Source organism: Mucisphaera sp. (assembly GCF_965279675.1).
Taxonomy (GTDB): Bacteria; Planctomycetota; Phycisphaerae; order Phycisphaerales; family Phycisphaeraceae; genus Mucisphaera.
In genome coordinates, this window is sequence record NZ_CBDIIJ010000002.1 from 836511 (window position 1) to 850125 (window position 13615).

Genomic DNA, 13615 nt, shown 5'->3' on the forward strand with positions numbered 1-13615 from the left:
TCAAGCCTCCAACAACATCCGCGACGGATCCTCCAACGCCTGCTTCAACCGCACCAGGAACGTCACCGCCTCCCGCCCATCGATCAGCCGGTGATCGTAAGTCAGAGCCGTGTACATCATCGGCCGGATCACCACCTCCCCATCCACCGCCACCGGCCGCTGCTGGATCGCGTGCATCCCCAAAACCGCCGACTGCGGCGCGTTCACAATAGGCGTCGAGAGCAGACTCCCGAAGATCCCGCCATTCGTGATCGTGAACGTCCCGCCCTGCATCTCCTCCAGCCGCAGCTGGTTCGACTTGATCCGCGTCACAAAATCCCCGATCCCGCTCTCCACCTCCGCAAAGCTCATCCGCTCCGCGTGCCTCAGCACCGGCACCACCAGCCCCTTCGGAGCCGACACCGCTATCCCGATGTCATAGTGATTCTTGTAGACGATGTCCGTCCCCCGGATCTCCGCGTTCACCGCCGGGATCTGCTTCAGCGCATCGATCGATGCCTTCACAAAAAACGACATGAAGCCTAGCTTCACCCCGTGCTTCTTCTCAAACCCATCCTTGTACTTCGCCCGCAGGTCCATCACCGCCGACATATCGATCTCGTTGAACGTCGTCAGCAACGCCGCCGTGTTCTGCGCGTTTTTTAGGTGCTCAGCCACCCGACGCCGCAAAGGCGTCATCGGCACCACCTCTTCCAGCTCCGCCGCATCCCCCGACGTCGCCACCGGCACCGGAGCCGCCACCTTCTCGCTCTTCGCCCCCGGAGCCTCCGACGCCGCTGGCTTCGACCCACCCGCCACATGCGCCAGCACGTCTTCCTTCAGCAGCCGCCCGCCCGGCCCCGTTGCCTCCACGTCCGCCGCGCTCAGCCCGTGCTTCTCCAGCAGCACCGCCGCCGCCGGCATCACCAGCTTGTCCCCCACCTTCTGCGCCGCCTCCCGCTCAGCCGCCGGCTTGGAAGAAGACGCAGCCTTCGCTTCCTGCTTGGCCTCAGCGGGCTTCTCCTTTTTCGTCTCCGCGGGTTTCGTCTCGGCCTTCGCCGCCCCGTTCCCCGAAACACCCCCCTCTTCGAGATAGCCAATCACATCCCCCACACTCGCCGTCTCACCCTGCTTCTTGAGCAGCTTCCCCACCACCCCATCCGCCGGCGCCGGCAACTCCAACGTCACCTTGTCCGTCTCGATTTCACAAAGCGTGTCATCCTTGCTGACAACATCGCCCTCCTGCTTGAGCCACTGACCGATCTCAACCTCGGTGATCGACTCGCCCACTTCCGGGACGATCAGTTCAACGGACATGGTCGCATCCCTCGTCGGCGAGGGCTCCTCTGGGTTCAGCAATCCAACCACCGGTCACACCATCAATCCTACCCACCCCGGCCAACTCATGCCGTCGGCACCACCGCCTCCGCAAACGCCAGCGACAACACCTCCTCCTGCTCCAGCTGGTGCGCCGCCTTCGACCCCGATGCCGGACTCGCCGACGCCAACCGACTGATATGCCTAAACGGATGCCGACCCCGAATCGAACCCGGGAACCGGTTCTTCATAAACGGCCACGCCCCCATGTTCTCCGGCTCCTCCTGCACCCACACCACCTCCGTGCCCTCGGGATACGCCTCCAGCATCTCCATGAACATCAGGTCCTTGAACGGGTAGAACTGCTCCACCCGGCAGATCGCCACGTCGTCATGTCCCTCCGCCTCCCGACGCTCCATCAACTCATAATAAATCTTGCCCGTGCACAGCAGCACCCGCCGCACCTTGCCCGGCTCCAGTTCCTCCGTATCCGGAATAAACCGCCGATACGTCCCCTCCGCCAGGTCCTCCAGCGGGCTCACACACGCCGGATTCCTCAGCAGGCTCTTAGGCGTCATCACAAACAAAGGCTTCCGCCACGGACGAACCACCTGACGACGAAGCAGATGGAAATACTGCGCCGGCGTCGACGGATAAGCCACCTGGATGTTGTGCTCCGCCGTCAGCACCAGCAAACGCTCCAGCCGCGCCGATGAGTGCTCCGGACCCTGCCCCTCAAAACCATGAGGCAACAACAACGTCAGGTTCGATAACCGCCGCCACTTGTCCTCCGCCGACGTGATGAACTGGTCGATGATGACCTGCGCCACGTTCACGAAGTCACCGAACTGAGCCTCCCAGCACACCAGCGACGACGGCGAGTCCAGCGAATACCCGTAATCAAACGCCAGCACCGCTACCTCAGACAGCGGGCTGTTGTAGATATCCACCTGCGCCTGATCCTCCGCCAGGTGATTAAGCGGCATATACGTCGCGTCCGTCTCCGCATCGTGCAGCACCGCATGACGATGCGAGAACGTCCCCCGCTGACAATCCTGACCCGACAGCCGCACGTGGTGACCCGCGACCGCCAGCGACCCGAACGCCAACGCCTCCGCCGTCGCCCAGTCCACCGGCTTCTTGCCAGCCGCCATCTCGTCCCGAGCCGCCAGGAAACGCTTGAGCTTCGGATGCGTCTGGAAACTCTCCGGGAACGTGTTGATCCCCTTCAGCAGCTTCTTGAGCTCCTTCACCGGCAGCCCGGTGTCCACATCCGCCACCGTCTTCTCGGTCCCGCCCACATACCCCTGCCAGAAACCATTCAGCTCGAACTCATGCGTCAGCGAATAACTCTCCGCATGGGACGCATCAAGGTCCTTCTCCAGCATCTGTGTCCGCCGCTTCGAGATCCGCTCCGCATCCTCCGCCGACACCCCGTTGAGCTTTACCAGCTCCTCGGTGTAGCTCTTGAGAATCGACGGCCGCGACCGGATCGCCCGGTACATCTTCGGCTGCGTATACGCCGGCTCGTCCGCCTCGTTGTGACCCCGCCGCCGATAGCTGTACAGATCGATCACCACATCCCGCTTGAACGCCATCCGGAAATCCATCGCCAGACGAACCGCCGCCGCCACCGCCTCGGGATTCTCACCGTTCACATGGAAAATCGGGATCTGCAGCATCTTCGCCACATCCGTCGCATATCGCGTCGACCGCCCCTCACCCGGACTCGTCGTAAACCCGATCTGGTTGTTCAGCACCACGTGCAGCGTCCCGCCCGTCGAATACCCCTCCAGGTTGCACAGGTTGAGAGTCTCCTGCACAACGCCCTCACCCGCGAACGATGCATCCCCATGAATCTGCAGACACATGCTCTTCTCGCCACGCGTCCCCAGATCCGAACGATCCTGCTTCGCCCGCAAACGACCCAGCGCCACCGGATTCACAAACTCCAGGTGCGACGGGTTGAAGCAAAGCGACACATGCACCGTCTGACCCGCCCGCGTCCGCCAACGACCCGAATAACCCAGGTGATACTTCACATCCCCGCCACCCAGGTACAGCTTCGGATCCAAATCCTCAAATTCACGGAAGATCCGATGCGCACTCTTGCCCACGATGTTGTGCAGCACGTTCAGTCGCCCCCGGTGCGCCATCCCCAGCACCACCTCCACGATCCCCTGCTCGCCCGCCTTCTCTAGCGTCAGATCCAACAACGGAATCAGACTCTCCGAACCCTCCAGCGAAAAACTCTTCGCCCCCAGAAACTTCTTCTGGATGAACTCCTCAAAAATCACCGCATCCGTCAGCCGCGACAGAATCCGAAGCTGCTCCTTGCGAGACAGTTTCACCGTGTTCTGCGTCGACTCCATCCGGTTCTGCAGCCACTGACGCACCTCGAGATTGTCGATGTGCATGAACTGCGCACCCACCGCCCGCGTGTACGTCTGCTCCAGCAGCTCAAGCACCTCACGCACCAGCCACGTGTTCTTCCCCGGCAGCGACGTGCTCGTGATCCGACGATTCAGATCCGCCTCCGACAACCCATAGAAGTCCAGCGTCAATTCATCCGGCCGTGCGTTCTCCTCACCCAAGGGATCGATCTTCGCAATGATGTGGCCACGCACCCGGTAGTTGCGGATCAGCCTGTCCACATGGTGCTGCAGCCCCACACTCGACGAGTCCGCCGCCGCGACCGCCGCACCCGGCCCCGAACCGCTCGGCCCACCGTGAAAAATGCTCGCCGGCTTGAACCGCGGCGACAACGTCTCCCGCTCCGCCAAACCATTGGTCTGCCAGCTCGCGAACTCCGCCGCCCAGTCCGCAGGCACCGACCCCGGATCCACCAGATACTGTTCGTACAACGCCTCCGCGTAAGCCAGACTCCCGCCATCCAACGCCCCCGAACCCCCGCCCGAACCAGAAGAAGAGGGCAGGGGCTGGTCCGAATCCGATGCTGTCGCTGATGCCATGAATTCGCTCTCCGCCAGACGACGATCAGCCGCCGGCTTTCTCACCTAGATCGGCTCCGCAAGGCTGTCCTGTGCAAGATGGCTTCCCGTTAGCAATCATACCCCCCTAATCACACCCTCCAACATTCTTTGCCGCAACTTCGCGACACCCCAACCCACCGAAAGCCCACATGGCCGAGCCCTGGATCGAAACCACCTCCATCGGACTCCTCGTCGTCGCCGCCCTCGGCTTCATCGCCGGCATCAGCGGCGGGCTCTTGGGCGTCGGCGGCTCTCTCATCCTCATCCCCGTCCTCACCTTCGCCTACGGACCCGATCAGCACCTCTACCAGGCCGCCGCCATGGCCGTGAACGTCGCCGTCGCCGTCCCCAGCGCCCTCCGGCACCACAAAGCCGGAGCCACCATGCCAGACATGCTCCGCTGGATGCTCCCCACCGCAGCCATCGCCGTCCTCGCCGGCGTGGCCCTCAGCAACCTCCCCGTCTTCGAAGGCCAGCAAGGCGGCATCTGGCTCGGACGACTCCTCGCCCTCTTCCAGATCTACGTCATCGCCCTCAACATCCACCGCCTCCGCCAACCCAAAACCACCCAGATCGAAGCCATCTCCTCCCGCATCACACCCACCAAAGCCTCCGCAACAGGCGGCGCGATGGGCCTCATCGCCGGACTCCTGGGCATCGGCGGCGGGGCCGTCGCCGTCCCCATGCAACAGGCCCTCCTCTCGATCCCCCTCCGCAACGCCATCGCCAACTCCGCCACCGTCATCTGCCTCTCCGCCACCATCGGAGCCGTCGCCAAAAACGCCACCCTCAGCCAGCACGGACTCGCCACCACCGACGGCCTCCTCCTCGCCGCCCTCCTCGCACCCACCGCCGCCATCGGCGGCCGCCTCGGAGCAGGACTCACCCACAAACTGCCAATCAGGCAGGTCAGAATCGCGCTCATTCTCATCCTCGCCGTCTCAGCCTGGCGAATGGCCGCTCTTTGAACCCTCAAAGTCGACGAATCCGACCCGTTTCGAGCCGGCTCAGACCAATTCAGGCCCGATTCTGTCCCATCTCTGCGCCGCCAAAAACCCCAAAACCCAGCCCTGCGTGCCCCTACGAACCGAAAAGCCCCATACGGCATATTGATTGCTGCAAGAAGCACCAGGGTTGGGCGACCATCCGAGTCGCAGCGGCTCCCCGCCCAACCGCCGTTCACAAGGACGACCCGCGATGACCGCCACCTGGAACCACTTCAAAACCGCCATCCTCCTCGGCCTCATGTTCGGCCTCATCATCGCCCTCGGCGCCGTCATCGGCGGGCCGCGGGGCGTGATCATCGCCGCCCTCTTCGGCGGGCTCGGGGCCGTGATCTCGTTCTACTTCAGCGACAAGATCGCCATCTCGGCGATGCGCGGGCAGCCCGCCGAGAAACACGCCCCCGAACTCATCACGATGGTCGAGCGTCTGGCCCGGAACGCCAACCTGCCGATGCCGAAGGTCTACATCTGCCCGCAGGAGGCCCCCAACGCCTTCGCCACCGGCCGGAACCCGAAAAACGCCGCGGTGGCTGTTACCCACGGGGCGCTGCAACTACTCAGCTTCGACGAACTCGAGGGCGTGATTGCCCACGAACTCGCGCACATCAAGAACCGGGACACACTGATCAGCACGATCGCCGCGGTGATCGCCGGTACGCTCAACGCCGCGCAGTGGCTGCTGATCTTTGGCGGGAACCGGCAGGGCGTGCACCCGATCATGGTGCTGCTGATGATCGTGGGGGCCCCGATCGCCGCGGCGCTGATCCAGATGGCGATCAGCCGTTCGCGGGAGTTCATCGCCGACGCCGATGCCGCCCACATCGCCGGGACGCCCAACGGATTGATCGGAGCCCTGCGCAAACTCGACGGGTACGCCAAGCGGGTCCCGCTGCAGGGCGCTTCGGAGACCCAAAGCCACATGTTCATCGTCCAGCCGCTCTCGGGTGGCGGCTTCTCGAGCCTGTTCTCCACCCACCCCGCGACCGAAAAGCGGATCCAGGCCCTCGAACAACTGCGAACCTCGGACCTCTACGCAGCGTAGATCTCTTAGAACCCCAGCCAGCCCAACCGATGCTGCCTGCGACCCATCTCCTCAGTCCCTTCTCCGGTGCCCCCGCCCTCGTGGCGGGGGTGCTTTTTAGAAGAATCAGATAGATTGGGGGTGTGGAAGACAAGCATCCGAACAGAAGTGACTCGCCGACGAACAGTCGCGTCTTCGACACGTTGCGGATGGCCACGCTGGTGGATTCGATTCACGACGCGGTCATCACCGCAGATGCTTCTGGCAAGGTTGTCGAATGGAACCAGGGTGCGACACGGATGTTCGGTGTTACGCCAACAGATGCTGTCGGACGCTCTCTGACTTTCATCATGCCCGAGCGTTTTCACGAGGCTCACGAGGCGGGGATGGCGAGGTATCTGTCGACCGGGAAGGCCAAAGTGCTGGACAAGGTGCTTCAGCTCTCGGCTGTGAGGTCGAATGGCGAGGAGTTTCCTGCAGAGTTGACGGTCTCGGCATGGAAGAGTGGGGATGAGCAGTATTTCACGGCCATGCTCAGGGATGTGTCCGAGCGTGAACTGGCCCTCGAAGCCCTCCGACGCAGCGAAGCGCGTTACCGGAGTCTGGTGGAGCAGATGTCGGATGCCGTCTTTGTGCACGATGCGGCGGGCATGATTGTTGAGGTCAACGCCAGGGCTTGTGAGAGCCTCGGCTATTCCCGAGATGAACTCCTTCACATGTCCGTTCAGGATATTGAGCGGGGCGTCCCGACTTCGGAGCTGCTGTCGGTTTGGCGAGGACTCGACCAGAAGGACATCGTGGCTCTTGAGGGCGAACATACCCGAGCCGATGGCTCCACTTATCCCGCTGAGATACGTCTGGGTCTGCTCAGTCTGGAGGAGCGGCCGCTTGTTCTGGCCATTGCGCGCGACGTCACCAGGCGGCGAGAGTCAGAAAAGCTCGTCGCAGAGCACAGCCAGGCGCTGCAGCGTCTGGCCTCACAGTTGACGGTGGTTGAGGAGAATCAGCGTCGTGAGATGGCCCAGGCGCTGCACGATGGGATTGGGCAGACACTTGCCATCGCCTGCCAGCATGTGCAGGCCGCTGCATCGGACAGCAACCGCGAGGACCTGCAGACGGCCAAGCGACTTCTGGAGCACTCGATCCGTCAGGTACGCGGGCTGACACAGGATCTCTCTCCCGCTGCTCTTTATGAACTCGGGTTGATCCCTGCCCTCCATTCACTGGTTCGCCGGCTTTCAGAAATTCATGGCAGGCAGGTGAGCATTGATGTCTTTGGACAGATGAAGCGTCTGGCGCGTGAGCAGGAGATTGTTCTTTACCGATCGACAAGGGAGCTGATCTATAACGCGATACGACATGCTCAGCCGGAACACATCAGTGTCATTGTTGAGATACAAGCAGTGAGGCTGTCCATTACGGTGGCCGATGACGGGTTGGGATTTGATCCTGATGATGCCTCGCATCGGCTGGAGAATGCGGGCTTTGGTCTGTTCAGCGTCAAGGAACGGATGGAAGCGATGCACGGGGTGCTGGATCTCGATTCGAAGCCAGGACAGGGAACCCGTGCGGTGCTAAAGCTCGCGCTGTCAGAAGATGCTGATCATGCTTCGGAGGAGGGGTGTGCGTGAGGATTCTTCTTGTTGATGACCATCAGCTGATGAGGGATGGGCTGCGGCACTGCCTGGAGCAGGAAATGGGGTGGGAGGTGGTGGCTGAAGCCAGTGAGGGGCGGTCTGCGGTAGAGATTGCCAGGCAGAGATTGCCTCAGGTGGCCATCGTGGATATCTCGATGCCTGAGATGAACGGGATCGAAGCGACGCAGCGAATCATCGACGCCACCGATGGCGTGACACGCGTGCTGGTGCTTTCGATGCACGAGGAGCCTGAGTTCGTGACAGAAGCGTTGAGAGCCGGGGCTTCTGGCTATGTGTTGAAGGTTTCGGCATTGACCGAACTGGTTGAAGCCGTCAAGGCGGTGGTTAGCGGGCGGACTTACCTGAGCGAGGCGATTTCCGGGGATGTTCTGCAGGGGCTGATCCATGGCCGCCCCGAGCATGAGCGGGATCGTCTCAGGCTTCTTTCGGACCGCGAGCGGGAGATTCTGCAGCTTCTGGCCGAAGGGCATAACGCCAAGGAGATAGGGTTGAAGCTGGGAATCAGCGCCAAGACGGTACACACGTTCCGCGGACGGCTGATGGATAAGCTGGATCTGCACACGCTTCCTGCCTTGACCAAGTTCGCTATTCGCGTCGGCTTGACACGACTTTGACTGAGCCGGCGCTTGGGTGAGACTTTATCACAGGGGGTGTACGACTTTTTCTTACACGGGACGGGCGTGCCGGGGGCTATGTTTCTCGTCGCTGTTGGAAGAAGTCTGTCATGAAAACGATCCCGCATCCCATCCTGGCGATAGCTGCTGTCTGGCTGTTGGCGGCCCCAACCGCCGCTGGCCAGGTGTCGCCCTTCCAGTCAGAGGCTCGGCCGCTTGGGCTTGAGCCCATTGCACCGGTGATGCTGCGGGGCACGGATGAGGCGTCTCGTTCTTTCCTGATAAACGACTTACCAACCCTGGAGAGTCTGGTCGACGAGCGCTTAGCCGAGGGCGTGGCGCTTGAGGATGCGCCACTCATGCGTTTCGATCCCTCGCGGCTCGTGCTGGAGCACGAGACACGGGTGCGTGTTTATTTTCTTGGAGAGGGCGCGGGCTACCGGAACAGCTTTGGTTTCTTCAAACCCGATGTCATGCCCGGTGATGCGGTGTCTCTTGGACCTGACAACGGTTTTCTGGTTTTTCCGGATGCATCGACCAGCGCAAGCTACTTCGATCAGCAGCTATCCGGCAGGCGTACTTCACAAGCGCCGTTGCTGCCCGGCGATTACGTTGATCTTGGGCTCTACCCTGCAGGTTCTGCGTTGCTCCCGTTTCTGATACCGAATGGCGCCAACGGCAACAGCGAGGTGTACACGTCGGATGTCTCTCAGAATTCAGACGGATTGCAGCATGTCGTAGCGTTGGGAACGGGTCACAGTGGTCAGCTTCTTCTGGGGTTCGAGGATCTTCCGGGTGGTGGTGATCTTGATTACAACGATCTGGTAGCCGTCATCGAGATTGGCCAGAAGAACATCACATCTTTGCCCGAGGCAGTGGTTGTGCCTACGCCGCCGGCCATGATTGGTGGTGGTGTGATTCTGCTTGGACTCGTGCTGCAGCGATCCAGATGGCGGCGAGCGTCGAGGACGTACGAAAGAGGGCTACGGAAGTGGGGTGTCCGATGATCCTGCATCGATTTCGACAGAGAATATATGGTGGTCAGGTCTGGTCGCGCTCGCGTCAGACATGGGTGACAAAGCCGCATCGATGGAAAGGCGTGGGCCGATTCATGCTGAGTCGCAGGCATCTCGTGATCCTGTTTTTTGGCCTGGGTGTTACCCTTGGCGGGCTTATCCTGGCCCCCGTGACGGTGAACTCTCAGGGCTTCTCGGAGTTGCCTATCACCGCAAACACTGATCACCTGCAGCAGGATTTGCAGGAACTGCGTCACCAGATACGTACGATTTCGAAGCAGCTCCAGACACGACTTGAAGCACCTGTGGTGTCGTTGCCGGAACTGCTTGCCGGGATCCCGCCAAGATATCTCACTCCGGACAACGGCCATCAGGCCAGAGAGTTAGCGGCTGAGCAGTGGTTTCAAGAGCAAACCTATGGCACAGAAACATCGCTCCTACTAAAGATCAAGCGGGTAGATATTGACCGCACACGTTCGGTCATCCGCGTCTTAGGGGAACGACAGTCATTTCTGGTGGGCGGCCGTGTCTGCCTGCTCGACGTCGAGGCCTGCTTTCCCATGGTGTTGCTTGAGGCCCTGGATACCTGCGAGTTGGGAGAGCAGATCGCGGTGACGGGTCGGGTCGAGTCGTTCGGCCCTCGTAACTCGACACGGCCGGGTGTCAGTCATCTGTGGATGCGATTGAGTCATACCGAGTTGAACAGCTAGAGACGGCTTTGGGATGATGTGACTTGTGCTGCGAACGTAGTCATCCTCAAGGCAGATCTGGTGATTTGAATGGGTTAAATGGTTCGCCTTCGTTGTCGGCGTAGTGCTTGCGGAGACCATTTAGTTGGGTGGTGAGTTGGCTGAGTGTGCTGGCGTAGGCGGGGTCGTTGTGGACCGAGTGGTTTTCGTCGGGGTCGAGGGAGAGGTCGTAGAGTTCGATCTGGTCGTGCTCGTAGAAGTACATGAGTTTGTGGGTTCGGGTTCTGATGCCGTAGTGGGCGGGGACGTGGTGCCAGGCTTCGGAGGCGAAGAAGTGGTAGTAAACGGCGTCGCGGAGCCCGGTCTTCTGCTGGCCTTTGAGGACGGGGAGGATCGAGAGACCTTGCATGCGGTCGGGGATGGGGAGACCGGCTGCGTCCAGCAGGGTGGGGGCGATGTCGATGTTCTGTGTGAGTTGGCTGCTGCGTGTTCCGGCGGGGATGTGTCCGGGCCATCGGGCGATGAAGGGCATGCGTAGTGATTCCTCGTACATCCAGCGTTTGTCGAACCAGCCGTGCTCGCCGAGGTAGAAGCCCTGATCCGAGCTGTAGATGACAAGGGTGTTGTCGTCGAGGTTGAGTTGTTCGAGGTGATCGAGCACGCGGCCGATGTTGCGGTCGACGCCGGCGACGCAGCGCAGGTAGTTGCTGATGTAGCGCTGGTAACGCCAGCGGAGGCGCTGGGTCTCGGTGAGGCTGGCTTCGTTCTGCAGGTACCAGGCGTTTTCGTCGGCGAAGGCGGCCTCGTAGGTCGCCCTCTGCTCGTCGGTCATGCGGGCGAGTGATTGGGCGTAGGTGACGCGTTGCTGGTCGTTGGGGTGATCGATGGCGAGGTCGTAGCCCCATTCGAGGTCGTGGGCGATGGACATGTCGGCGAATCGCTGGACGCCTGAGCGTCCGTCGTGGTCGTCGTCGAGGGTGGGTGGGGCGGGGACGGGGTCTCGGAAGAGTTCGAGTTCCCTGGGGCCTGGCTGCCAGGGTCGGTGGGGGGCCTTGTACTGGAGCATCAGCAGGAAGGGGCGTTCGGTGTCGTTTCGTTTGGTGAGCCAGTCGAGGGCTTTGTCGGTGGTGAGGTCGGTGCTGTAGCCGGTGGATCGTCTGCGACCCTCGGTGTGGTGGATGTAGTCGGGGTTGTAATAGGCTCCCTGCCCGGGGAGGACCTCGTAGTGGTCGAAACCGGTTGGGGTGGATTTGAGGTGCCACTTTCCGATGATGGCGGTCTCGTAGTTGGCACTCTGGAGGTGCTTGGGCAGGGTCGGTTGTGAGCCGTCGAAGGTGTCCTGGTTGGTTCGCTGGCCGCTGATGTGGGTGTGAACGCCTGTGAGGATTGTGGCGCGGGAGGGTGCGCAGATCGCGTTCCCGCAGAACATGTTCTCCAACAGGATGCCTTCGGCGGCGAGGCGGTCGAGGTGGGGTGTGACGTTGCGGGTGGAGCCGTAGGCGGAGATGGCGTGAGCGGCGTGGTCGTCGGTGAAGATGAAGAGGATGTTGGGCGGGCGGATCTGGGCGAGTGAGGGTGGGGGGCTGATCCACTGAACAGCAGCGGTCAGCATAAGGACGAACCAGTGTTGGAGCTTCATGGATGATCCTGAGTTTGAGCGTTGGAGATGAGTGACACGGCGGCTTTACGATGACAGCCCTGCCTGGGGCTGTACAGGCCTGCTGCTTGTCGCTGGGGGTTCTTAAGCGGGATCCTTGAAACATGCCGGGGCTGGCTGGCCGCCCAGATCTGACGAAACTGCTGCTTTTATCGCCATTTCTGGCAGGTTTAGCGGCCCTGAAGGCTCAGAAACTGGGTTTTGGCTACAAACTCACGAAACCTCGCCTCAAACACCGAACCCTCGGGCTCCGGCGTCGTATGAAAGGTGGACATCGTGATTCTCTCCTCCGAAGCCCCGACTCGTTGTCGGGGTTTTTTATGCGCTTCTAGGGTTTGTGAGGGTTTGGATGGCCTGGGCGAAGGCCTGGCCGCGTTGTTCGTAGTTGGTGAACTGGTCCCAGGAGGCGCAGCCGGGGGAGAGGAGGAGGGCGTCGCCTGGGGTGGCGGTTTGGGTGGCCTTGGCGAGGGCGTTGTCGATGGTGTCGGCCTGGTGCCAGATAGCGGGGCCGGTTTGGAGAGCCATGAGGGCGGGGGCGGTCTGGCCGATGGTGTAGACAGCTTTGCAGCGTTGGCTGGCGGCCTGGGCGAGGATCGCGAGGTCGATGGCTTTGTCGTACCCGCCAAGGATGAGGTGGAGACCGGTGTCGGGACGGTCGGTGAGGATGGCGTCGATGGCGAGGATGGCGGCTTCGGGCGTGGTGGATTTAGAGTCGTCGATGAACTGGACGCCCTGACTCTCAGCGATAAGACAGAGGCGGTGCGGGAGGCTCTGGAAGTCGGCGAGGGCCTGGGCTGCCTGGGTCCGGTCGTAGCCGAGGCGGCCGATGGCTTCGATGGCGAGTCGGGCGTTGTCGCGATTGTGCTTGCCGAGGATGCGGAGTGGTGGCAGCGGGTGGTCGATGACGTCGACGGAATCGAGCCAGGCGAGTTGGGTGGTGCGGGGCTGGAGGTGTGGGGTGCAGCTGGGTCCTAGGATGGCGTGGTCTCTGGCGGTCTGGTGTTCGAGGATCTGTTGTTTGCTGTTGGCGTAGTGCTGGAAGCTGCCGTGCCAGTCGAGGTGGTTGGGGTGGAGGTTGGTGACGACGGAGATGTGTGGCGACCAGCGGTCGGCGCGGAGGCCGTCGAGCATGAAGGAGGAGAGTTCGAGGACGACGGCGTCGGTCGGTTGGATCTCCGGAAGTTGGTTGAGGAGTGACCCGCCGAGGTTGCCGCCTAGCCAGACGCGGTCTTTGGCGAGGTGGGTGAGGGCGTGGTGGATCATGGAGGCGGTGGTGGACTTGCCGGCGGTGCCGGTGACGCCGATGACCCGGCGGGTGGGGAGTCGTTCGATGAGTAGGCGGATCTCGGAGGTGAGGGGGATGTCGGCGGCGGCAGCGGCCTGGGTGTAGGGGTTGGTTGCGGGGTGGACGGCGGGGCTGACGACGACGAGGTCGGTGTCGGTGAAGTCTTCTTCGCGGTGCTCGCCGAGGCGGAGGGTGAGCGCGCCGGTCTGGGTGAGGTCGGCGATTTGGCGGAGTGAGTCGGTGAGTTGCTCGGCGGGTTGCTGGTCGGTGAGGAGGACTCGGGCTCCCTGCTGGATGAGGAAGCGGGTGACGCCTGTGCCCCCGCCGAAGCGGCCGAGGCCCATGACGGTGATGCGTTTGCCGCGGAGCTCGGTCATGCCGG

At 62.0% G+C, this 13615-nt stretch carries 10 protein-coding genes; 6 read left to right on the plus strand and 4 right to left on the minus strand.

The window, feature by feature from the left end; all coding sequences use genetic code 11:
* Positions 1-1296 (minus strand): 2-oxoglutarate dehydrogenase complex dihydrolipoyllysine-residue succinyltransferase, encoded by a 1296-nt coding sequence (gene odhB, locus ACQZAB_RS03760; RefSeq protein ID WP_428387203.1) that lies wholly within the window; start codon positions 1294-1296, stop codon positions 1-3.
* 86 nt (positions 1297-1382) lie between these two features.
* Positions 1383-4268, minus strand: coding sequence for a 2-oxoglutarate dehydrogenase E1 component (locus tag ACQZAB_RS03765; RefSeq protein ID WP_428387205.1), 2886 nt, complete (start codon positions 4266-4268; stop codon positions 1383-1385).
* 170 nt (positions 4269-4438) lie between these two features.
* On the opposite strand from ACQZAB_RS03765, the gene ACQZAB_RS03770 reads away from it, so the two are divergent.
* From ACQZAB_RS03770 to ACQZAB_RS03795, 6 genes are all read left to right on the plus strand, one after another.
* On the plus strand, positions 4439-5257 hold the full coding sequence (locus ACQZAB_RS03770; RefSeq protein ID WP_428387207.1) for a sulfite exporter TauE/SafE family protein: 819 nt from the start codon (positions 4439-4441) through the stop codon (positions 5255-5257).
* 229 nt (positions 5258-5486) lie between these two features.
* The gene (locus ACQZAB_RS03775; protein WP_428387208.1) at positions 5487-6335 is read left to right on the plus strand and encodes a M48 family metalloprotease; all 849 of its coding nucleotides are present in this window, start codon (positions 5487-5489) and stop codon (positions 6333-6335) included.
* 122 nt (positions 6336-6457) lie between these two features.
* The gene (locus tag ACQZAB_RS03780) at positions 6458-7945 is read left to right on the plus strand and encodes a PAS domain-containing sensor histidine kinase (protein WP_428387209.1); all 1488 of its coding nucleotides are present in this window, start codon (positions 6458-6460) and stop codon (positions 7943-7945) included.
* Positions 7942-8586 carry a response regulator gene (locus ACQZAB_RS03785; RefSeq protein ID WP_428387211.1) on the plus strand — a complete coding sequence of 215 codons (645 nt, stop codon included), beginning with the start codon at positions 7942-7944 and terminating at the stop codon, positions 8584-8586. The genes ACQZAB_RS03780 and ACQZAB_RS03785 overlap by 4 nt, the downstream gene beginning before the upstream one ends.
* Before the next feature lie 110 nt (positions 8587-8696).
* Entirely contained in the window at positions 8697-9593 is an 897-nt protein-coding gene (locus tag ACQZAB_RS03790; protein ID WP_428387213.1) for a DUF4114 domain-containing protein, read from the plus strand.
* Positions 9590-10312, plus strand: coding sequence for a hypothetical protein (locus tag ACQZAB_RS03795; RefSeq protein WP_428387215.1), 723 nt, complete (start codon positions 9590-9592; stop codon positions 10310-10312). Before ACQZAB_RS03790 ends, ACQZAB_RS03795 begins: the two co-directional genes overlap by 4 nt.
* 46 nt (positions 10313-10358) lie before the next feature.
* Here the strand turns inward: ACQZAB_RS03795 and ACQZAB_RS03800 are convergent, their stop codons facing one another.
* The gene (locus ACQZAB_RS03800) at positions 10359-11930 is read right to left on the minus strand and encodes a sulfatase family protein (protein WP_428387217.1); all 1572 of its coding nucleotides are present in this window, start codon (positions 11928-11930) and stop codon (positions 10359-10361) included.
* A 336-nt stretch (positions 11931-12266) separates the two neighbouring features.
* Positions 12267-13610 (minus strand): UDP-N-acetylmuramoyl-L-alanine--D-glutamate ligase, encoded by a 1344-nt coding sequence (murD, locus tag ACQZAB_RS03805; protein ID WP_428387219.1) that lies wholly within the window; start codon positions 13608-13610, stop codon positions 12267-12269.
* Positions 13611-13615 lie beyond the last annotated feature (5 nt).